The 20,015-nt window shown below is 69.7% G+C and carries 17 protein-coding genes and 1 pseudogene; 11 read left to right on the top strand and 7 right to left on the bottom strand.

Annotation, left to right across the window (positions count from 1 at the left end; translation table 11 throughout):
* Positions 1 to 23: 23 nt before the first annotated feature.
* Complete coding sequence (locus OG395_RS11420; protein ID WP_327242800.1) at positions 24 to 884, top strand: Fpg/Nei family DNA glycosylase; 861 nt, start codon at positions 24 to 26, stop codon at positions 882 to 884.
* Here OG395_RS11420 and OG395_RS11415 read toward each other — a convergent pair.
* Positions 877 to 1,581: an anti-sigma factor family protein gene (locus OG395_RS11415; protein ID WP_327242799.1), complete on the bottom strand. Its 705-nt coding sequence runs from the start codon at positions 1,579 to 1,581 to the stop codon at positions 877 to 879. The genes OG395_RS11420 and OG395_RS11415 overlap by 8 nt on opposite strands.
* 36 nt (positions 1,582 to 1,617) lie before the next feature.
* Here OG395_RS11415 and OG395_RS11410 point away from each other — a divergent pair, with 36 nt between their 5' ends.
* From OG395_RS11410 to OG395_RS11395, 4 genes are all read left to right on the top strand, one after another.
* Positions 1,618 to 2,370, top strand: coding sequence for a LytR/AlgR family response regulator transcription factor (locus OG395_RS11410; protein WP_327242798.1), 753 nt, complete (start codon positions 1,618 to 1,620; stop codon positions 2,368 to 2,370).
* Positions 2,371 to 2,433: 63 nt separating this feature from the next.
* On the top strand, positions 2,434 to 2,796 hold the full coding sequence (locus tag OG395_RS11405) for a hypothetical protein (protein ID WP_327242797.1): 363 nt from the start codon (positions 2,434 to 2,436) through the stop codon (positions 2,794 to 2,796).
* Positions 2,793 to 4,274 carry a sodium/solute symporter gene (locus OG395_RS11400; protein WP_327242796.1) on the top strand — a complete coding sequence of 494 codons (1,482 nt, stop codon included), beginning with the start codon at positions 2,793 to 2,795 and terminating at the stop codon, positions 4,272 to 4,274. Before OG395_RS11405 ends, OG395_RS11400 begins: the two co-directional genes overlap by 4 nt.
* Positions 4,271 to 5,461 (top strand): sensor histidine kinase, encoded by a 1,191-nt coding sequence (locus OG395_RS11395; protein ID WP_327242795.1) that lies wholly within the window; start codon positions 4,271 to 4,273, stop codon positions 5,459 to 5,461. The genes OG395_RS11400 and OG395_RS11395 overlap by 4 nt, the downstream gene beginning before the upstream one ends.
* Before the next feature lie 22 nt (positions 5,462 to 5,483).
* Here OG395_RS11395 and OG395_RS11390 read toward each other — a convergent pair whose 3' ends face one another.
* A complete protein-coding gene (locus tag OG395_RS11390) occupies positions 5,484 to 6,020 on the bottom strand; it encodes a hypothetical protein (protein ID WP_327242794.1) in 537 nt (178 codons plus the stop codon).
* A gap of 124 nt (positions 6,021 to 6,144) precedes the next feature.
* Between OG395_RS11390 and OG395_RS11385 the strand changes: the two genes are divergently transcribed.
* Positions 6,145 to 6,342, top strand: coding sequence for a zf-HC2 domain-containing protein (locus OG395_RS11385; RefSeq protein ID WP_327242793.1), 198 nt, complete (start codon positions 6,145 to 6,147; stop codon positions 6,340 to 6,342).
* Here the strand turns inward: OG395_RS11385 and OG395_RS11380 are convergent.
* Positions 6,276 to 6,842: a sigma-70 family RNA polymerase sigma factor gene (locus OG395_RS11380; RefSeq protein WP_327242792.1), complete on the bottom strand. Its 567-nt coding sequence runs from the start codon at positions 6,840 to 6,842 to the stop codon at positions 6,276 to 6,278. The genes OG395_RS11385 and OG395_RS11380 overlap by 67 nt on opposite strands.
* Before the next feature lie 244 nt (positions 6,843 to 7,086).
* Positions 7,087 to 9,987, bottom strand: coding sequence for a glycoside hydrolase domain-containing protein (locus OG395_RS11375; protein WP_327242791.1), 2,901 nt, complete (start codon positions 9,985 to 9,987; stop codon positions 7,087 to 7,089).
* A 97-nt stretch (positions 9,988 to 10,084) separates the two neighbouring features.
* On the opposite strand from OG395_RS11375, the gene OG395_RS11370 reads away from it, so the two are divergent.
* The 4 genes from OG395_RS11370 (at position 10,085) to OG395_RS11355 (ending at position 14,917) form a co-directional block, all read left to right on the top strand.
* The gene (locus OG395_RS11370) at positions 10,085 to 11,224 is read left to right on the top strand and encodes an ROK family protein (protein WP_327242790.1); all 1,140 of its coding nucleotides are present in this window, start codon (positions 10,085 to 10,087) and stop codon (positions 11,222 to 11,224) included.
* Positions 11,225 to 11,446: 222 nt separating this feature from the next.
* The gene (locus OG395_RS11365; RefSeq protein WP_442818751.1) at positions 11,447 to 12,316 is read left to right on the top strand and encodes an ABC transporter permease; all 870 of its coding nucleotides are present in this window, start codon (positions 11,447 to 11,449) and stop codon (positions 12,314 to 12,316) included.
* Complete coding sequence (locus OG395_RS11360; RefSeq protein WP_327242789.1) at positions 12,313 to 13,233, top strand: carbohydrate ABC transporter permease; 921 nt, start codon at positions 12,313 to 12,315, stop codon at positions 13,231 to 13,233. The genes OG395_RS11365 and OG395_RS11360 overlap by 4 nt, the downstream gene beginning before the upstream one ends.
* Positions 13,234 to 13,282: 49 nt before the next feature.
* The gene (locus tag OG395_RS11355; protein ID WP_266978259.1) at positions 13,283 to 14,917 is read left to right on the top strand and encodes a substrate-binding domain-containing protein; all 1,635 of its coding nucleotides are present in this window, start codon (positions 13,283 to 13,285) and stop codon (positions 14,915 to 14,917) included.
* Between the two features lie 40 nt (positions 14,918 to 14,957).
* Here OG395_RS11355 and OG395_RS11350 read toward each other — a convergent pair whose 3' ends face one another.
* The 3 genes and pseudogenes from OG395_RS11350 to OG395_RS58260 form a co-directional block, all read right to left on the bottom strand.
* Positions 14,958 to 15,419 (bottom strand): universal stress protein, encoded by a 462-nt coding sequence (locus tag OG395_RS11350; RefSeq protein ID WP_266978258.1) that lies wholly within the window; start codon positions 15,417 to 15,419, stop codon positions 14,958 to 14,960.
* Between the two features lie 112 nt (positions 15,420 to 15,531).
* A complete protein-coding gene (locus OG395_RS11345) occupies positions 15,532 to 17,160 on the bottom strand; it encodes a transposase (protein WP_327242788.1) in 1,629 nt (542 codons plus the stop codon).
* A 682-nt stretch (positions 17,161 to 17,842) separates the two neighbouring features.
* Positions 17,843 to 18,117: pseudogene (locus tag OG395_RS58260) on the bottom strand (transposase).
* A gap of 48 nt (positions 18,118 to 18,165) precedes the next feature.
* Between OG395_RS58260 and OG395_RS11335 the strand changes: the two are divergent.
* A complete protein-coding gene (locus OG395_RS11335; protein ID WP_327242787.1) occupies positions 18,166 to 19,365 on the top strand; it encodes an RNA-guided endonuclease InsQ/TnpB family protein in 1,200 nt (399 codons plus the stop codon).
* The last annotated feature ends 650 nt before the right edge of the window (positions 19,366 to 20,015 follow it).

Raw genomic sequence — 20,015 nt, 5'->3', positions numbered from 1 at the left:
CGGGCTGCGGCATCCTGGGATCCATGCCCGAACTACCGGAGATCGAGGCGCTGCGGGTCTTTCTCGACGAGAACCTGGTCGGCAAGGAGATCGCCCGCGTCCTGCCGCTCGCCGTCAGTGTGCTCAAGACGTACGACCCACCGCTCACCGCCCTGGAAGGCGGCACGGTCACCGGCATCGCCCGGCGCGGCAAGTTCCTGGACATCGGCGTCGGCCCGCTGCATCTGATCACCCATCTGGCCCGGGCGGGCTGGCTGCACTGGAAGGACAGCTTTCCCGCCGCTCCGCCGCGCCCCGGCAAGGGCCCCCTGGCGCTGCGTGCCGTACTCACCGGCGGGGACGGCTTCGACCTCACCGAGGCAGGTACCACCAAACGCCTCGCCGTGTACCTCGTGCACGACCCCGGCGAGGTGCCCGGCATCGCCCGCCTCGGACCCGACCCGCTCGACGCCTCCTTCGACCGGGACGCGTTCGCCGCACTGCTTGCCGGGGAACGGCGCCGGGTCAAGGGTGCCCTCCGCGACCAGTCCCTGATTGCGGGCATCGGCAACGCCTACAGCGACGAGATCCTGCACGCCGCGAGGATGTCTCCGTTCACACTCGCCGCGAGCCTCACCGACGACGACATCACCCGGCTGTACACGGCCCTGCGCACCACTCTCCGCGACGCCGTCGCACGCTCCAGCGGAGTGGCGGCCGGGAAGCTCAAGGCGGAGAAGAAGAGCGGGCTGCGTGTCCACGGCCGCACGGGCGAACCGTGCCCCGTCTGCGGGGACATCATCCGGGAGGTCTCGTTCAGCGACTTCTCGCTCCAGTACTGCCCGACCTGTCAGACCGGCGGCAGGCCACTGGCCGACCGTCGTCTCTCCCGACTCCTCAAATAGAGCGGCGGGTGAGTTCCAGCAGCTGCCGCCCGTCCGCGGCACGCACCTCGAAACGGTCGATGGCCGCCGGGCGCAACGCGGCCCCGCCGTGCACCACCAGCGTCTCCTCGTCCGGCCCGGTCACCGACCAGGTGGTGACCGTCTCCTCGCTGCCGTCCCGTCCGACCGCCACCAGCGCGCACACCCCCGCCTCCGGCACCCGCGCCACCTCCAGACCGACGTCCGTGCCCCACTCCTTGGCCCCGGCCGTGACCACGGCCGCCATCCCCGTGGCCCGGTCCGTCGCCGCCCATCGCTGCGCCTGCACCGTTCCCGCAGGCCCAGCCGGCGTGCCGATCACCGCGAGCGGCCCGCCCACCGCCAGGACCACCGCGGCGGCCACCAGCGCCAGACGTCTGCGGCGGCTCCTGCGCCGCCCGGCCACCACCGCGCCCACCGCCCGCCGCACCAGCTCGGGACCCGCCCGAACCACCGGATCCACCCCCGGCGGCGTCCGCCGGGCGTACTCCCCGAGCACGGCCGTCACCGCGCGGAACTCCGCCGCCCGGATCTCGCACAACGGGCACTGCGCCAGATGCTCCTCGAAGCGGAAGGCATCGGCAGCGCTCAGCACGCCCAGTGCGTAGGCGCCGACATGGCGATGAGGTTCCGGGGTGCGCATGCAGTCCGGTACGGAACGCACCCGTGAATCACTCAAGCCAACACCAACGGACACGCTCTACACTCCGGCCTCATGCTGCGCGTACTCGCCGTCGACGACGAAGCACCCGCCCTGGAGGAGCTGCTCTACCTCCTGCGCGCCGACCCCCGCATCCGCAGCGCCGAAGGTGCCACCGGGGCCACCGAGGCGCTGCGCCGGATCGGCGGTGCCGTCGACGCCGGTCCCGACGACCCGTCCGCCATCGATGTCGTCTTCCTCGACATTCACATGGCGGGCCTCACCGGACTCGATGTCGCCCAGCTGCTGGCCGGGTTCGCAGCGCCCCCGCTCATCGTCTTCGTCACCGCCCACGAAGGGTTCGCCGTCCACGCCTTCGACCTCAAAGCCGTCGACTACGTTCTCAAGCCTGTCCGTCGCGAACGCCTGGCCGAAGCCGTCCGCCGCGTCGCCGAACAGGTCGGCGACCGCTCCGCTTCCCTCCAGGACACCGCAGCCGACCAGATAGCCGTCGAACTGGGCGGAGTGATCCGGTTCATCCCGATCGACGACATCGCGTACGCGGAGGCGCAGGGCGACTACGCCAGGCTGCACACCGCGGGCGGCAGCCACCTCGTCCGGATCCCCCTCACCACCCTGGAGGAACGTTGGCGCTCGCGCGGATTCGTCCGCATTCACCGCCGCCATCTCGTCGCCCTCGGCCGGATCGACGAGCTGCGGCTCGACGCGGGCAGCATGAGCGTCCGCATCGGCACCGCGTCGCTTGCCGTGAGCCGCCGACACACCCGCGCCCTGCGTGATCTACTCATGCGGCAGACGGGCCGCTGACCAGGGACTACCCAGGTCCGAAAGCTTCCCAGAGGGGTCCCCGGCTGCGTACACTCCGGGCCCATGTCCGCAGAGTCGACGCCCCGGCGTGAAGTGGTGACGGGGGAGCCCCGGCGGGTGCGCCCGCTGCCCCGCTACCGCACCCAGTCGGAGATCGACGAGCAGACCGCGCTCGGCGGCGCCTACGTCCGCTCGCTGATGCGAAGCCAGCTGCGCGCCGGACTCACCGCGTTCACCGTTCTCGCTGTCGTCGTCGGCACGCTGCCGCTGGTCTTCGCCGCCCTGCACAGCGCCGCCGTCGTCTGGGCGGTCCTCGGCTTCGCCGCCTACCCGCCGCTGACCCTGATCGCCTGGTGGTACGTGCGGCGGGCCGAGCGCAACGAGCGCGACTTCGCCCGGCTCGTGGAAGGCCGACCCGCACAGTGAGCCGCACGTACGCGGTGGTGGCCGTCGCCGCCGTCGTTCTCGCCACCGTCCTCGTCGGCGGTTTCGGGCTGCGCATCTCCCGTACCACCTCGGACTTCTACGTCGCCTCCCGCACCGTGCGCCCCCGGCTCAACGCCGCCGCGATCAGCGGCGAGTACCTCTCCGCCGCATCCTTCCTCGGCATCGCCGGCCTGGTGCTCGTGCACGGCCCCGACATGCTCTGGTACCCGGTCGGCTACACCGCCGGCTATCTGGTGCTGCTGGTCTTCGTCGCCGCGCCGCTGCGCCGCTCGGGGGCGTACACCTTGCCCGACTTCGCGGAGGGGCGGCTCGAATCGCGGCAGGTGCGCAGGCTGGTGAGCGTGCTCGTCGTCGGGGCGGGCTGGCTCTACCTCGTACCGCAGCTCCAGGGTGCCGGGCTCACCCTGAAGATCCTGACCGGGGCGCCCGGCTGGCTCGGCGATGTGCTCGTCGCAGCCGTCGTCGTGGTCGCCGTCGCGGCGGGCGGCATGCGGTCCATCACCTTCGTCCAGGTCTTCCAGTACTGGCTGAAACTGACGGCGCTTCTGGTCCCCGCGATCTTCCTGGTGCTGGCCTGGCAGGGTGACGGGCGGCCACGGGTCACCTTCGACGAGCAGCTGTCCGTCTTCCGGGCCGACCATCCGCTGTACGCGACCTACGGGCTCATCATCGCGACGTTCCTCGGAACGATGGGGCTGCCGCACGTCGTCGTCCGCTTCTACACCAGTCCGAACGGCCGCGACGCCCGGCGCACCACCGTCGCCGTCCTCGCCCTGATCGGCGTGTTCTACCTGCTGCCGCCCGTGTACGGGGCACTGGGCAGGCTGTACGCCCCCGAGCTGATCCATGGCGGGGACGCGGACGCCGCCGTGCTGCTGCTGCCCGCACGCGTCGTCGGCGGGCTCGGCGGTGACCTGCTCGGCGCGCTCATCGCGGGCGGCGCCTTCGCCGCGTTCCTGTCGACCGCGTCCGGACTCACGATGGCCGTCGCCGGCGTCATCACCCAGGACGTCCTGCCCTCGCGCGGCGTACGGCACTTCCGGCTGGCCACCGTTCTCGCCATGTGTGTGCCGCTGGCCGGGTCGCTCATGGTGAGCCGGGTGCCGGTGGCGGACTCCGTGGGGATGGCGTTCGCCGTATCGGCGTCGTCCTTCTGCCCGCTGCTGGTCCTCGGCATCTGGTGGCGGCGGCTCACGCCGCCGGGCGCGATCGCCGGACTGGTGCTCGGCGGCGGCTCCGCGTTCCTGTCCGTCGCGATCACCGTCAGCGGTGCGGTGCGCCCGCCCGGTTGGCCGCACACCCTGCTCGCCTGGCCCGCCGTCTGGTCGGTGCCGGTCGGCTTCCTCGCGATGGTCCTGGTGTCGCTCGCCACGCCCGGTCGCATACCGGTCGGCACGAATGCCGCGATGACCCGCTTCCATCTGCCGGAGGCCCTGATACCCGGGAGGCACCGATGACAGGGCCCACGTACGCCGTTCTCGTCCTGTTCGTGCTCCTCCTGCTCGGCGCCGGGTTCCTGCTCGGCCGCCGCACGGCCCGCACCGTCCGCCCCAGCGATGTCGGCACCCCCGTCGAGCATGCCACCTTCGAGACGCTGCACACCGCATCGCTCGCCGCGCCGCCGCTGCGCGCCGGACTCACCGAGGAGAGCGCCCGCAAGTCAGCCCGCAGACTGCGTTCCCTGCTCGGCACCGACGCGCTCTGTCTCACCGACAGGGACCGGGTCCTCGTCTGGGACGGCGAGGGCGACCACCACGGCAGACACGTCATGGACCAGGTGCAGGGGCTTCTCGCCAGCGGCCGCGACACCGCCTTCCACAGCGACTGCGACGACCTCGACTGCCCGCTGCGCTGGGCCGTCGCCGTGCCGTTGACCGTCGATCACCGAGTCCTCGGCACCCTGATCGCCTACGCCCCGCGCGAGTCGGCGGTCCTGGCCAGGGCAGCCGGAGAGGTGGCCCGCTGGGTCTGCGTACAACTCGAGCTCGCCGAACTCGACCGGTCCCGCACGCAGCTCATCGAGGCCGAGATCAGGGCCCTGCGTGCCCAGATATCCCCGCACTTCATCTTCAACTCCCTCGCCGCCATCGCCTCGTTCGTCCGTACCGACCCCGAGCAGGCCCGCGAACTGCTGCTGGAATTCGCCGACTTCACCCGCTACTCGTTCCGCAGCCACGGCGACTTCACCACCCTCGCCGACGAGTTGCACTCCATCGACCAGTATCTGGCCCTCGTCCGGGCCCGCTTCGGTGAACGGCTCGCGGTCACCCTCCAGGTCGCCCCCGAAGTCCTGCCCGTCGCCCTGCCGTTCCTGTGCCTCCAGCCCCTGGTCGAGAACGCCGTCAAGCACGGACTCGAAGGCGCCGTCACCCGCAGCCGCATCACCATCAGCGCGCTGGACGCGGGCTCGGAGGCAGAGGTCGTCATCGAGGACGACGGCACCGGAATGGACCCGGAGCGGCTGCGGCACATCCTGCGCGGCGAAGGAGGACACTCCACCGGCATCGGACTGCTCAACGTCGACGAGCGGCTCCGCCAGGTGTACGGCGACGACTACGGGCTCGTGATCGAGACGGGCATCGGCGCCGGGATGAAGATCACGGTGCGGCTGCCGAAGTACCGCGCCGGGGTGCACGGTTCGTGAGGGGCAAAGGTACCCGCCGTGCTCAGTACAGATGGATCGCCAGATGCCCCAGTGGCAGCCCCAGCTGCCAGGCGGGCGTCCACACCTGGGCCGACACCTGCGCCCACTCCTCGTCGCCCTCGGTGCCGAGCGGCTCCCACGGCGGCGGCCCGATCGCGTCGAGATCGGTGGCGAGCAGCTCCGTCTCGTCCAGCCACCGCCAGGCACGCCGGGCCAGCGCCAGATCGGGATCCGGAACATCCCGGCCGTCGTCCGGCGAGGGGACCGCGGACGCCGCCGCGTCGAGCCGCTCGCAGACCCAGCGGCGCCAGGCACTCCCGTACGCCGTGAGCAGCCGCAGCTCGTCCATCCGGGTCGCGGGCAGCGCATCGGCCACCGCCCCGTCGGAGAGGAAGATGGTCAGGGCGAGCGCCTCGCGCCCCGCGCGGTACTCCAGCGTCGACGGCTCCATCAGATCGCCGGTCCGCAGCAGTTCATCGGCGATGTACTCGGCGTACATCCAGGCCATCGGGACCAGCAGCCCGTCCCCACTGGTTCCATCCGCACGTTCCGGACGCATCCCGTCTCGCCTCTTCCTCATCTCGGCACCGGGCCACACGCAGCATTGAACCGGGGGAGCGCGCCCCGCGTGGCCAGAAGGACAGGATCCGACCGACCCGATCCGTCACAGACACGAGGTTGCGATGACCGCCGATCCCGGGGAGGGACCGCACATGCGGCAATTGCTCGGCGCGTATGTGCTCGATGCGCTCAACGACGGGGAGGCCCGGCTGGTCTCGCAGCATCTGCAGGACTGCGACGGATGCGCCGCCGGCTATGTGGAGGTCGCGGAGACGGTGTCCTTGCTCGGCCTGCTGAGCGAGGAGGACCTGCTGGAGTAGCCGGGCAGGTTGCGGGAGAGCAGGCGCAGCGCGTAGTAGGAACGGGACTTGACCGTGCCCGCCGGTATGCCCAGCACCTGCGCCGTCTCGCCCACGCTCAGCCCGCGGAAGTAGATCTGGACCAGCACCGCACGGTGCTCCGGGCTGAGCGTCCGCACCGCCTCGCGGACATCGAGCGCGGCGACGGTCGCCTCCGCCGTGTCCTCCCGGCCCGGGGCGCTCTCCAGTACGAGGTCGCTGACCTCCGTCGGCCGGGCCTGACGGGACCTGCGCGCATCGATCGCCAGCCGCCGGGCGACCGTGAAGAGCCAGGGCCGCATCGATTCGTACGGACTGTCGAACGCCTCGGGGTGCTGCCAGGCGCGTACGAGCGTCTCCTGGAGCAGATCCTCGGCGCGCTGCCGGTCGCCGAAGGTCAGACCGAGCAGGAAGTGGAGGAGCGCGGGACCGTGTTCGCGCTGCAACGCCGCGAGGGCCCGCTCATCGGTCGTCGTGGTCATGGTGAACGCCCCTTTCCCGCGGAGGCCCCTGCCGCCTCGCCGCTGCCTGCGCCGTATACGAACGCATCGGGGCCGCGACGAACAGAAGATGCACCGGGGCGTGCGACGAGCGGTCGCACGGAGCGGCGAATGGTGCGGTGAACGGTCGGCCGGGCGGTGAACGGACAGGGGGCGGCCGACGTACGGCGCGCGACCCCGCACTCGGCCGGGCGTACGGCGTGGCCGGGTGCGGGGTCGGTGGCGGTCAGCGTGGAGCGGGCGCCGGCCGTACGGAGAGCAGCCACCCCCGGCCCGGTGCCACCGGGACCGGCTCGCCCGCCGCGAACGAGCGTTCCGGCTGGAAACCCTCGATCGCGGGTGCGTACGCCGCGACCGGGTCGCCGGAGCCGGTCAGCACGCACTCCACCGGCGTCGATGCCCACGAAGCGACCGCAGTCGCCGTCCCGCCCGGTCCCTGCCAGCTGGAGGCGAGTACATCGGCCCGGCCGGTCGTCACGGGCGGCTCGTCCGCCCACCATCCCGTGAAGCCGGCTTCGGGCAGCCGCAGCGCGTCGAAGGCCCGCCACAGCGGCCGGACATCGGTCATCGGGGCGCGCGCCGTCATCCCGAACACCAGGCCCCGCCACGGGTTGCCGCCACCCTCCAGCATCTCGCCCATCAGCCCGAACGGAATCCCGGAGAGCTCCACCAGCCAGTACGCGGGGTCGGTCCCCTCGTAGTCGAACAGCTCGCCCAGCCAGAGCCGGTCGGTGTACGGCATCAGCTCCGCGTACAGATTGGCGCTGGACGCGAAGCCGTCCGGCTCCCGGTACTGGTTGCAGGAGTGCAGATCGATCAGCGGCGCGGTGTCGCCGGACCGGGCCAGTGTCTTGCGGACCCGCTTCATGGTGGTCCGGTCGTACGCCACGTCGTCGAGGTAGAGTCCGTCGACCCCGATCCGGCGGCGGAGCCGGTCGATTCCGCACACATAGGAGTTGTGCCAGCGCGAGTCGCCCGAGGTCACCACAGCGACGTCGCTGACGTCGGGCGCCACCCAGCCGGGGACGTAGTCCGTGCCCAGATGCTCGCGCAGCCAGGCGTGTCCGCCGCCGGGCCCCGGCGCCAGGACCTCGCTGCCCAGGGAGGCGAGGGCGGGTAGCTCAGGGTTGTGCCGGGTCAGTTCACGCACGGTGTCGTACACCTTGACGCGGATGCCGAGCCGGTGTGCCTCGGTGGTGTAGTCCCGCAGCACATCGGCGGCCAGCAGCGGGTCGTTGATGTACGGGTTGGGCGGCGTGGCGTGATGGATGTTGACGACGTTCGCACCGTAGGCGGCGACCTCCGCGGGGGCGGCGTACGCATGGAAGTAGCGCTCGGCGAGCTGGAGTCCGGGCCTGATCGGCTTGAACGGGGTGAGCAGCAGCCGTAGTTCGAAGCAGCGGCTCTCCCCGGCGGCCATCCGCAGCGGACCGCTGTACGCGCTCACCGTCCGCACCCCGTCCTCGGTGCGCAGCCGGACCCCGCCGCTGCCGTCGCCGGCCCAGGAGCGAGGCGTGACCAGGGGCTTCTCGCGGTAGTAGTTGGTGTTCAGCGGTCGTGCGTAGTGCTCGTCGCGCAGCGAGAGCTGGACACCCGCGGCGGGGGAGCCGAGCCAGAGCGCGTCCTGGTTGTGGGCGGGGGTGTCCCACTGCCAGTCGTACGTCTCCGGGCAGACCTGCCCCGGCAGCCCGAGACCCATCGCGTACCGGGCGATGTCCGCCCGGACCGGCACGTCCAGGCGCACGTCGAGGGCGAGCTCGTCGACCGCCTCGACAGTCGTCCGTACGACGAGGAAGCCGTCTGCCTCCAACGCTCCCTCGGCGCGCAGCCGGAGACCCGGGCCGGTGGCCTCGCAGGACCAGCGGACGCGCGCCGGTCCGGTCCGGTCGAGCCTCAGCGGACCGTGGTCGAGCGGGTGGCCGACCGTGAACGTGACCGGTCCGGAGAGCAGATCGCGTTCCGGACCGTCCGTGCCCGTCACCCCGGAGGTGAACGACGAGGTGAGTCGCTGCGGGAGCCCGGCGGGGCCGATCTCCACCGCCCGGCCGAGGATCTCCAGGCGGCGTCCGGCCACCTTCACCGGGGTGAACGGCGGGACGATCTCGTCGTCCTGGCCGAGCGTCGAGTCCAGCCAGCGCAGCCGGGCCAGCCGGGCGGGGTCCCCGGCGCCGTGGTCGGCAACGGACTGCGGACCGACGGTGATCCGCAGCGGCAGCACCTGCTCTCCGGTGCCGTGGGCGCGTACGGCGATCTCGCCCTCGTACGTGCCGGGCTCGGCGGCCTCCGGGATGTCCAGGCCGAACCAGAGCGCGTGGACATGCCCCCTGACGACATCGATCCGGTTCTCGAACGGCTTCCCGCGTGCGTCGGTGCCGCCCGCACTGAGCGACCGGACCGGGAACGGCAGTCCCCGGACCTCGGTACGGATCTCCGTCAGCGCCTCCACCGCGTACACCCCGGCCTGCAGCACGTAGAACTCGCCGCGCGACGCCGCACCGGTGAACGGGGCGGACGGCACGGCGTGGGCCCAGGGGGCGGGCAGCCGGTCGTACCGGCCCAGCGGATGGTCGCGGTCCTCGCCGAACAGCAGGAACGGCTCGTCCGGATGTGCAGCGGTCAGCGCCGCGCACTCGTCGGCCGTGGCCGCGAACCCCAGCGGGGCGAACGAGTCGACGGCGCTCACGGCCTCGTACCGGAACGCCTCCGCGCGCGGCAGCGACGCCCAGACCCCGTCCGGCCGGTGCAGCCCGCATCGGTGCACCCAGTCGGGGTCCGCGGTCGGCGTCGGATGCCGGTAGGCGGCCTGTGGATAGTAGGGACGGCCCGTGTGCGCGTACGGCAGATAGTGCACGGCGTAGTCGCCCGGACCCTCCACCGGCTCGAACGCGATACGGCCGCGCTCCGCCGTCACCTCGATCCGGACCGTGTTCCGTACCCGGCTGCCGGACGGGGCGAGGACCAGGACATCCACCGCCCCGGGGTCCGGATCCCTGCGCCGCCACGGCAGTTCCGCCCCGAGAACGGGGCCGCCCGAGGGGGCACGCACCAGGATCCGATGATTGCCGTACATGTCGCTGTCCCACGAACCGAGCCCGCACCGCAGCTCGGGATGGCCCTGCTCACCCATGTCCGCACTCCCTCAAGGGCGCTATTTATTAGGTAAGTTGCTGAATCGCCATGGGACACCATGGAGATCCGACGATCATGCTGTCAAGGGAGACGCCATGGACCGGGGTGGGGACGCCTCGCTGCTGCGCCGACTGAACACGGCCGCTGCCCTGCGGGTGATGCGCGAACGCGACGAGGTCACCGTGCCGGAACTCGCCGGGCTGATCGGGGTGTCCCGGCCGACCGCGCAGGACCTCACGGCGCAGCTGCTGCGCGAGGGCCGACTGGTGGAGCTGCGGGCCAACAGCGGTTCCGTGGGCCGCCCGGCCCGCCGCTTCCGGTTCCGGGCCGAGGCGGGACATGTCATCGGCGTGGACATCGGGGCGCACAAGGTGCTGGTGCACGCCGTGGACCTGCTCGGCCGCACCGTCGCCGCGGAACGGGTCGCCGTCACCCCCGCCCTGACCGCCCGGGAACGGCTGGACACCGTCCGCGGGGCGATCGAGGCGTGCCTGGCCCGGCCGGAGAGCGCCGGAGTGCGCCCGCTGGCCACCGGCATCGGCACCAGCGGCATGGTGGACCTCGCGGGCCGGGTGGTGCGGAGCACCGCGCTGCCCGGCTGGACCGGACTCGACCTCGGGAGCGAGCTCGCGGACAGCGCCCCGGGCCCGGTACTGGTGGGCAACGACATCCAGCTGGCGACCTTCGCCGAATGCGCCGGGGGAGTGGCCGTCGGGGTCCGGGACGCCATCTACCTCTACGTGGGCAACCGCCCCGGCATCGGCCTGTGGCTGCACGGCCGGCTGCACCGGGGCCACGGCGGCGCCGCGGGCGAACTGCTGCCCCCGGACGGCTGGTCGGCTGCCTACCGGCGGCTGCTGGACTGGGCCGCCGGACACCAGGGCGCCGAGCTGCCCACCCGGGACAGCGCTGCCCGCGCCGTGGTCGAGGCTGCGGCGGCCGGGGACGGCGGCGCACGGTACGCGCTGCGCGCCTTCGCCGAGTCGCTCGCCGCCTGCCTGGCGCCCCATGTCGCCGCCCTCGATCCCGAGCTGGTCGTGCTCGGCGGCGGTATCTCCCGGGCCGGAGCGCTGCTCAGCGAGCCGTTCGCCGCGTCACTCGCCGCCCTCTGCCCCAACACGCCGCATGTCCGGAACTCCTCGCTCGGCGAGGAGTCGACTGCGATCGGGGCAGCCCGGCTGGTACTGGAACATATCGAGAACACGGTGCAGAAAAGTCCAACTCCACAGGACTGAATGGCTGTTGACGTACCGGTCCGACGCTTCGATGATGTGGCCACTCTTTTCCGAAAGTTGGTTTCTAAATTCGTCGTTCCGTCAGGCCAGGGAGTACGTGTGACATCCCCTGCAACAACGCGCAGCCCACGGGCGGCGTCCCCACCAGCGCCCAGGGCGAAGACCGGCCGGCCCCCGCTGCGGCGCGTACCGCTGCGGATCCGGCTGCGGAACAACTGGGTGATGCTCGCCCTGATGGCCCCGGGCCTGCTCTTCTTCGCCGTCTTCTTCTACGTGCCGATGCTGGGCAACATCGTTGCCTTCCAGGACTACCAGCCGTTCATCGGCTTCAAAAGCAGCCCGTGGGTGGGCCTGGCCAACTTCCAGGAGCTCTTCTCCGATCCGGCGTTCTGGGAGTCCGTACGCAACACGCTGGCCTTCGCCGCGCTGCAGCTGATCTTCTTCTTCCCCGCCCCGCTGGCCCTCGCGCTGCTCATCAACAGCCTGGTCAGCAGCCGCGTGAAGAAGTTCGTGCAGAGCGTCGTCTACCTCCCGCACTTCATCTCCTGGGTGCTGGTCGTCGCCCTCTTCCAGCAGGTGCTCGGCGGAGCGGGACTCATCAGCAACTTCCTGCGTGCCCACGGGCTCTCGGCCCTCGACGTGATGACGGATCCCGGCACCTTCCCGATGCTGATCACCGCACAGGTGATCTGGAAGGACATCGGCTGGGGCATGATCATCTATCTGGCGGCGCTCGCCAACGTCGACCAGAGTCTGTACGAATCGGCTGCCGTGGACGGCGCCGGACCCTGGCGACGCATGTGGCACGTCACCCTGCCCGCCGTCCGAGGCGTCACGATCATGCTGCTGGTACTGCGCCTCGGCGACGTACTGTCCGTCGGCTTCGAGCAGTTCCTCCTCCAGCGCGACGCGGTCGGCGCCCGGGCCTCCGAGGTCCTCGACACCTACGTGTACTACCACGGCGTGGTCTACGGCGACTGGGGCATCGGCGCCGTCGCCGGCCTGGTCAAGGGCGTGGTCGGCGCACTGATGATCTGGGGCGCCAACCGGCTCGCCCATGCATTCGGAGAGCAAGGGGTGTACAGCAAATGACCATCGGACTGCCCTTGCTGAAGCCCCGGACCGCCGACCGCAGGGCCGCCTGGGAGGAGCCACCGACCCGGCTGGGCTCGGCTGCCAAAGCCGTCGTCCTCACCGTCATCGTGGCCGTGATGACCCTGCCGTTCCTGGTCGTCCTCTCCACCAGTCTCGCCTCCCGCGAGGAGGTCACGGCCGCCGGGGGATACGTACTCTTCCCGACCGAGCCCACCCTGCAGGCGTACCGCACCATCCTCTCGGGCGGACTGGTCACCCGCGCCGTCACAGTCAGCGTCCTGATCACCGGCATCGGCACGGCGCTCTCCCTGCTGACGACCATCGCCCTGGCCTATGCGCTGAGCAAGCGCGGCGTCCCCGGCAGCAGGCCCGTTCTGCTGCTCGTCCTGTTCACCCTGCTCTTCGCCCCCGGCATGATCCCGATGTACGTCCTGGTCAAGGAGCTCGGACTGCTCGACTCGTACTGGGCGCTGATCCTGCCGGGCCTGGTCAACGCCTTCAATCTGGTGGTGATGAGGGCGTTCTTCATGAACATCCCCGAGGAGCTGTACCAGGCCGCCCGGATCGACGGAGCGGGCGACTGGCGGATCCTCACCAGGATCGTGCTGCCGCTTTCCAAGGGCGTCATCGCCGTCGTCGGGCTCTTCTACGCGGTGACGTACTGGAACGCCTTCTTCAACGCGATGCTCTACCTCAACGACTCCGGCAAATGGCCCATCCAGCTGCTGCTGCGCACCTATGTGGTGCAGAACAAGCAGATGGCGGCCGACCAGCTCGGCGTGGCCCATCTGCCGCCCCAGCAGTCGATCTCCATGGCGGTCGTCATGCTCGCGCTGATCCCGATTCTGCTGCTCTACCCGTTCCTGCAGAAGTACTTCACCAAGGGCGTACTCACCGGCGCCATCAAGGGCTGACCCTTCCCGTCCCTCGTCCCCAGCGCGGAGAATCCTCATGATCACTGGCGTGTCCCGACGCACCTTCCTGGGCCTGAGCACCGCCGTCGCGGCGGGTGCGGCCTCCACCTTCCTCACCGGCTGCGGCTCGTCCACGGCAGGCAAGGGCGAGGCAGCATCGGCCAAGGTGAAGCTTCCGTCGTACATCCCCTTCACCAAGGTGAAGCCCGACCTGGCGCCCAGCAGCAAGGGCCTGTCCGCGGGCTTCCTCTCCTACCCCAAGGAGCTCGTCCAGAGCATCGCGAAGACCCCCGGCGACGGCTCGAAGGTCACGCTGCTCACCGAGATCTGGACCCAGCCGCCGCTCCCCAAGGGCACCAACGACTACTGGCAGAAGGTCAACAAGGAACTCGGCATCGACCTCACCGCCATACTCGGCACCGACCCCGGCTACGAGGAGAAGTTCCCCGCCATCGTCGCGGGCGGCGATCTGCCCGACCTGATGTGGATACCGCCGAACCAGGGCCTTCAGCACATCGCCCAATTGCTGGAGGGCAAATGCGCGGACATCACGGAGTACGTCTCCGGGGACGCGGTCAGGGACTATCCGAACCTCGCCGCGATGACGCCCGCGCACTGGAAGACCGCGGTCGTCAACGGAAAGATCTGGGGCGCGCCGAGCCCGTACCCGGCCCTGGGCCAGGTGTACGGCGGCAACCCGAGGATCTGGGACAAGGCGGACGGATTCTCCGCGAGCAGCACCGATGAGTTTTTCGCCAAGTGCAAGGAGGTCACCGGCGGCAAGGTGTGGGCGCTCGAGCCGATCTACTCGAATGCCGTCAGCGTGCTGAGCCAGTGTTACGGATCCCCCAACAAGTGGGCCCGGGAGAAGGACGGTTCGGTCACCTTCTGGATGGAGTCGGACGAGTACGCGGAGGCCCTGAACTTCGTCCGTAAGCTGAAGAAGGCCGGCGTCTTCTATCCCGGCGACCCGAAGATGGCCGACGCCTATCTGAAGATGGCCCAGGGATCGATCGGCGCGGTCGTCTACGCCAACCCGGCGGGCGCCCGCAAGGACACGCGCACCAACGACCCCTCCCTTGCCGCCGAGATCCTCATCCCCTTCGACGCGGACGGCCACAAGGCCAACGCCCACTACCACGCGTTCGGCACCATCGGGTACACCGCGATCAAGAAGGGCAGCGAGAAGCGTGTGCGCATGCTGCTCGACGTGCTCAACTACCTCGCGGCGCCGTTCGGCTCGAAGGAGCGCGAGTTCCTTGAATTCGGAGAGGAAGGCTCCGACTTCACCTACGACAAGCAGGGCTTCCCGCAGCGCACCAAGAAGGGCAAGCAGCAGGTCGAGGGGTTGTTCAGCGGCCTGACCACGGCGACGACATCGCCCTTCGTGCTCGCTCCCTCGCTCTTTCCCGGCACGCATGGCGCCGACGACGTCCGCGACATCTACGGGGTCGAGCAGAAGCTGATCGAGACCGCCATTCCGAACGCGGCCGTCGGCCATTATTCCGACGCCTACACCCAGTACTACGGTCGTATGTCGACCGAGGCCAACGACCTCATCAACGACATCGTGGCCGGGCGCAAGAGGATGAGCGAGTGGAAGCCGTTCTGGTCGGAATGGGGCTCCAAGGGCCTGGACCAGATGAAGAAGCAGTACCAGAAATCCCTCGAGCAGAACCCCTGACGGTCCGGAAGGCGGGGCCCGCCGCAACGCAGCCGACGGTCTACGGAACGACGGTGACGGGCCAGCGCCCCGCTTTCACCAGCCGGATCGCCACCGATCCGATGAACCGGTGTCCCGCCGACTCCGACGCGCCCACCACGACGGCATCCGCTTTCAACTCGTCTGCCGCGGTGACCAGGCCGTTGTACGGATCACCGCGGAAGGTGTGGAACTCCCAGCGCACATTCCATATGTCCTTGAGCCGCTCCGTGGCCGCCCTGATCTCGCTCACCAGGCCCTCCGCGACCTCGCCGGTCGTGTCGGCGACCGGTGCGCCGAGCGCGGCGCCCGCGGGCATCACCGGCTGGACATAGACGAGGGCGAGCATGGCGTTCTGCCGACGGGCCAGCCCGGCGGCGTACGCGGCGGCACGCATCGAGGAGTCGGACCCGTCGAGGCCCGCGACGATCACTTTTGGACCGTCTGTGCCACGTTCGAACTGGTGAGGCTGCTGGTCTGTCACGGCAGTGAGGTTAGCCGCTCCCGGCGCCGCACCCGGCCCAGGCTGCCCGCTGCCCTGACCGGAGCCGCCGGTTGTCGCGCATGCGATCCCTGGAATGGGTGCAAAACCGTTCCTAGCCAGTGTGCGTAAGTGAGTCTTGGACCCACTGTTGCGTACTGGGCGCATCCCGAACGGTTTTGGATGCGCTGGGTTCCCGCTTTCGCGTCCCGCTCGGCGGCACGCCTCCAGGGGCGTGATCCGTTGCGGGCGGGCGGGTTCCCTCACGCCCCCGGCCACCTGGTTCGGCCTGGACGGTCCGATGCCCCGCACGATCACTCTGGTCGTGTGGGGGCGGTGCCGTCCGACGCCGGATCGGGAGTCCGAGGGCGCGTCGTCCGATCGCGATACCGGCGGCATCGTGACGGGACATCTTTCGGCGTGGGGTGGCCAGCGGTTTCTGCCAGTGCTGGGCACCCCACATGCTGGTGTAGGCGGGGTCGACCGCGACCATGCTCAGGCCGTGTTCGGCGGCCATGGACACCAGTCGGGCCTTGAGCTTGGCGGTCGGGATGCCGGAGATGAGCTGCCGGAACCTTTTGCGGCGGCCGTGTTTCTCCCTGGTCTTCTCGGTGGTGAAGTCGAGGTCTTCGATGCCGATCGCGGCGACCCCGACACGCATCGCCCAGTTGATCAACCGGGTCAGGGCGTGGCGGATCTGTGCGTCGCGGTGAGCGGTGGTCCCGGACAAGTCGTAGGGGAAACGCCGCGGGTCGCCGATCGGGTTGCCGTGGACATCGAGGTGGTAGGCGGCGAAGTGGTCGGCGTTGGTGTCGACGCCGATCATGCCCCGGGCGCATGCGGCGGCCAGTGGGATCGTCTTGACGGCGGGGCGTTGCCAGGATGCGGTGAGGTACCAGCGTCCGCGGTCCGTATCGAGGTGGATGCGGTAGGCGACGGCCCGGTGCGCTTCGATGCGGTCGGCCCACTCCGCGCCCCGGTGCGCGAACGCGATGCGGGCGGTGAGGACGTACCGGCCGTGCCCGGCGTTGGCCAGGTGCGCGAGCGGGAATGGCAGCTTGATGCTGACCTCGCCGTCCGGGGTGACGCGGATCGTCTCGTTCCCGAACCGTTTGCCCGACTCGCCGTCGGCAGCGATGAACCAGCGTTCCGCCTCCCAGAGTTGCCGCCACTTGTCCTCGGTGAGTTGGGCCTGGGTGAGGTGGTGGCGGGTGTTGAGGAGACGTTTACCGCCCCGTACCACCCGCACCCGTCCGGCCTGCCACTCGGCGACAGCAGCAGCGTGCCGCGCCTTTAGTGCTGCGAGGCGGCGGGACTTGCGGAACCACTCGCCCTTCGACTGGTAACCGCCCGCCGCGCGCTTGGTGCCCTTCTTTCCGACCGGGAGGGACAGGCGGTGCCGCAGCGTCCTGATCCCGGCTGCCAGGTTCTGGATGTGCGCTGCCTGGCAACGGCGTGCGAGCGCCCACTGACCGTGCGTGGCCTTCGTGATCGCCCCCGCGATCCGCGACGACGACACCCCGGTCAGCTCCCGCTTACGCGCCGCCCAGGTCTCCGCACCGTGCTCCAGACCGTCCGCACAGCGGGCCTTGAGATCACCGGAAGCCAGCGCACCCTGGTGCTCGCCGACCGCGCGCAGCACCTTCTCGTCCTGGGGCGTTAGGTGTTTGAGGCGGTCCCGGATCGCCACCCCGCAGGGCCCGGGCACCACGAAGGGCACGGCCAACTTCCGCACACCACCCACCACATCACCCCCTACCGGGCCGGACACCTGCCACCCGACCCAACGAGCAGCAGCCACCAAGGTCACCCATTCGGCCCCAGAACCCCCGTTCCCACCCCCGCGAATGCACCGCCAGGACTCACTCCCGCACGCCACCACTCACTTCGGCTCAGTAAACCGACGGCAGCTCGCAACCCTTCGCACCCCATGTCGTCGAGAGGGGTGGACCGACCGAATTGCGACCGGTTGGTCGCGGAGCGTGACCGGAGTCCGCCTGGTCGCGGAATGCCGCTCCGGCCGACATCGGCCACGTCGCTGTGCTCACCTCCGGCGACCGCTCGCTTCTAGAACACCTTGCCACCGTGGACCTCGAACACCGCGCCCCGGTCGTCGTGGCGGGGCACCTCGATGCGGCTGCCCTACTTCAGCGAACGGAGACCGTGGAGACCGCCGGTCCCGCTGTGGTGCCGGCGAAAACCGACATGCCCACCCGTCCCGGTGCGACCCCGTTCCGGTTCCGGCCCGCGAGAGTCGGGTCCTGCGGGGCCGGTGCCTCGATGCAGCCGTTCCTGTCCCGGCCCACTTCCATCCCTCTTCTTCGGAGGGAATCCCCGCCTTCAGGCGGGGAGGGAATCCGATCCTGAACCCTGCGGCGCGGAGCGCCGCAGTTTCGCTCCGGAATGCCTCGCCCGCGGAGCCGCGCTCAGTCGGGCCGCTTCTGGTTCTCGATGTAGTCCTTGACCACGTGGAGGGGTGCGCCGCCGCATGACCCCGCGAAGTGGGAGCCGGACCAGAAGCGGCCGTGCATGATGGCCTGGTTGACGTGGCCGGTGAACTCCTCTCTTCGCAGCGTGTCAGTATCTCGTCGTTGAAGACGGTCCGCCGGTATCTGGTGACGAACATCAATTGCGTGTGGAGGTGGTGGATGACGTGACGGCCGCGCCGTACGTCGGGGTTTGGTTCCCAACGTGGTGACATGAACCAATGTTACGGTTAAGGTCGATTCGAGTCGGAGGGGTGGGCTGAATGATCCGTGCGTACAAGTTCCTCCTGCGGCCCACCGCCCGGCAGGAACAAGCGCTCGGTGAGATGCTCCGCGATCACTGTTCCCTCTATAACGGGGCATTGCAGGAACGTCGTGACGCCTACCGGCATGTCTCGAAGACGACGGTCCGATACGGGCAGCAGTCCGTGCAGCTCAAGGAGATCCGGGCATGCGACCCGGAGCGTCAGGGCCGCTGGTCGTTCTCCAGCCAGCAGGCGACGCTGCGGCGTCTGGACAAGGCGTTCGCGGCGTTCTTCCGCCGTGTCAAGGCCGGTGAGAAGCCGGGCTATCCGCGTTTTCGTGGACTTGGCCGGTTCGACACGGTGGAGTTCCCCAGGGACGGAGACGGCTGCCGTTGGGATGCCACCGCGCACGACCCGGTCACCCGCGTCCGCTTTCAGGGCATCGGGCACGTCAAGGTGCACCGGCACCGGCCGGTGGTCGGCCATGTCAAGACGGTCTCGGTCAAGCGTGAGGGCAAGCGCTGGTATGTGATCCTGACGGCCGAGCGGCCCCGGCCCGAGCCGCTGCCCGCGACCGGCAGCGTGGTCGGCATCGACCTGGGCATTGCCAACTTCCTCGCCGACTCGAACGGCGAGTTCGTGCCCAACCCGCGTCACGGGCGAAAGGCCGCAGCGAAGCTCGAAGCAGCTCAGCAGGCACTGAGCAGGTGCAAGCGCGGAAGCAAGCGCCGCCGCAAGACCGTGGAGAAGGTCGCTACCCTGCACCGCAAGGTGCGCCGCCAACGGCTCGACCACGCCCACAAGACCGCGCTCGACCTCGTACGCGAACACGACCTCATCGCGCACGAAGACCTCAAGATCCGCAACATGAGCAAGGCCCCCGAACCGAAGCCCGACCCCGACAAGCCGGGCAGCTTCCTGCCCAACGGGGCCGCGGCCAAGGCCGGGCTGAACCGCTCGATATCGGATGCCGGATGGGGGGTGTTCCTCGCGATCCTGAACGCAAAGGCTGAGAGTGCCGGGCGGGAAGTGATGGCCGTGGACCCTCGCAACACCTCCCGGCGATGCCCCGAATGCGGGCATACCACCAAGGAGAACCGGCCCACACAGGAGACGTTCCACTGCGTCTCGTGCGGCCACAGCGCGCACGCGGACACCGTCGGTGCTCTCAACGTTCTACGGGCCGGGCTGGTCCGTCGCGAAGCCCAACCGGCATAGCGAGAAGCCACCCCGTTGACGGGGTGGAGGAGTCAGTACGCCCGACATGGGCAGCAGCTAAAGGGTGAAAGTCCCGACGAGAAGAGGTGAGACTAACTCGCTAGCCGAACGGCAAGGGCGTCATCGCGAGGTGGGGTCCGAAGGAAGCCGGAGGCAAAACCGGGTACCGATGTACAAGAACCGCATTTGAGGCTAGGCGTCTTGGGCAAGGTGGCTGACTGCATCGAAGCCCGTTCTCACCAAGAAAGACGCAGAGTATATGCGGCGGCGATCCGGGGAAAGTTGCTGTTCTTATTCGGGGAGGTCTGCCCGGGTGTCACCTGTAACGGTGTGTCGGCCGCGATTGTGACGACCGATGCCAGCAATGGCACTGGTTTGCCGGACAGAAGTCAGCAGAGGTCATAGTACCGAGACGGGAAGGCAGTAGGCCGACAAGGACTCGGGAAGGGCCGAACGTTTAGCGGATTGGAAGAAGGGTGTCTGCTCGCGCAGGTCACGATGACCGCCGTAAATCTGCCCCGGCAGACCCTGGGGTGACGGGGTCGGTGCATACGACCGCCCAGCCCAAGGGGCGCAGTGACCAGCCGGCGCTACACGCGGACAACAATCACCGCGAGGTCTCCCTCTGGGAGACGGTGTTCTCGAAGGAG

Origin of the sequence: Streptomyces sp. NBC_01320, from assembly GCF_035974375.1 — a bacterium.
Taxonomy (GTDB): Bacteria; Actinomycetota; Actinomycetes; order Streptomycetales; family Streptomycetaceae; genus Streptomyces; species Streptomyces yanii.
Note: the sequence above shows the minus strand (reverse complement) of the source record. Positions and strands in the feature narration are given on the sequence as shown.

Excerpts from the sequence above, each read along its gene's own strand:
- OG395_RS11420 (WP_327242800.1), top strand. The coding sequence starts at position 24 with ATGCCCGAACTACCGGAGATCGAGGCGCTGCGGGTCTTTCTCGACGAG.
- OG395_RS11335 (WP_327242787.1), top strand. The coding sequence starts at position 18,166 with ATGATCCGTGCGTACAAGTTCCTCCTGCGGCCCACCGCCCGGCAGGAA.
- OG395_RS11390 (WP_327242794.1), bottom strand. The coding sequence starts at position 6,020 with ATGCGTCCGGAACGTGCGGATGGAACCAGTGGGGACGGGCTGCTGGTC.
- OG395_RS11380 (WP_327242792.1), bottom strand. The coding sequence starts at position 6,842 with ATGACCACGACGACCGATGAGCGGGCCCTCGCGGCGTTGCAGCGCGAA.
- OG395_RS11370 (WP_327242790.1), top strand. The coding sequence starts at position 10,085 with ATGGACCGGGGTGGGGACGCCTCGCTGCTGCGCCGACTGAACACGGCC.
- OG395_RS11375 (WP_327242791.1), bottom strand. The coding sequence starts at position 9,987 with ATGGGTGAGCAGGGCCATCCCGAGCTGCGGTGCGGGCTCGGTTCGTGG.
- OG395_RS11410 (WP_327242798.1), top strand. The coding sequence starts at position 1,618 with ATGCTGCGCGTACTCGCCGTCGACGACGAAGCACCCGCCCTGGAGGAG.
- OG395_RS11405 (WP_327242797.1), top strand. The coding sequence starts at position 2,434 with ATGTCCGCAGAGTCGACGCCCCGGCGTGAAGTGGTGACGGGGGAGCCC.
- OG395_RS11360 (WP_327242789.1), top strand. The coding sequence starts at position 12,313 with ATGACCATCGGACTGCCCTTGCTGAAGCCCCGGACCGCCGACCGCAGG.
- OG395_RS11395 (WP_327242795.1), top strand. The coding sequence starts at position 4,271 with ATGACAGGGCCCACGTACGCCGTTCTCGTCCTGTTCGTGCTCCTCCTG.
- OG395_RS11385 (WP_327242793.1), top strand. The coding sequence starts at position 6,145 with ATGACCGCCGATCCCGGGGAGGGACCGCACATGCGGCAATTGCTCGGC.
- OG395_RS11365 (WP_442818751.1), top strand. The coding sequence starts at position 11,447 with ATGCTCGCCCTGATGGCCCCGGGCCTGCTCTTCTTCGCCGTCTTCTTC.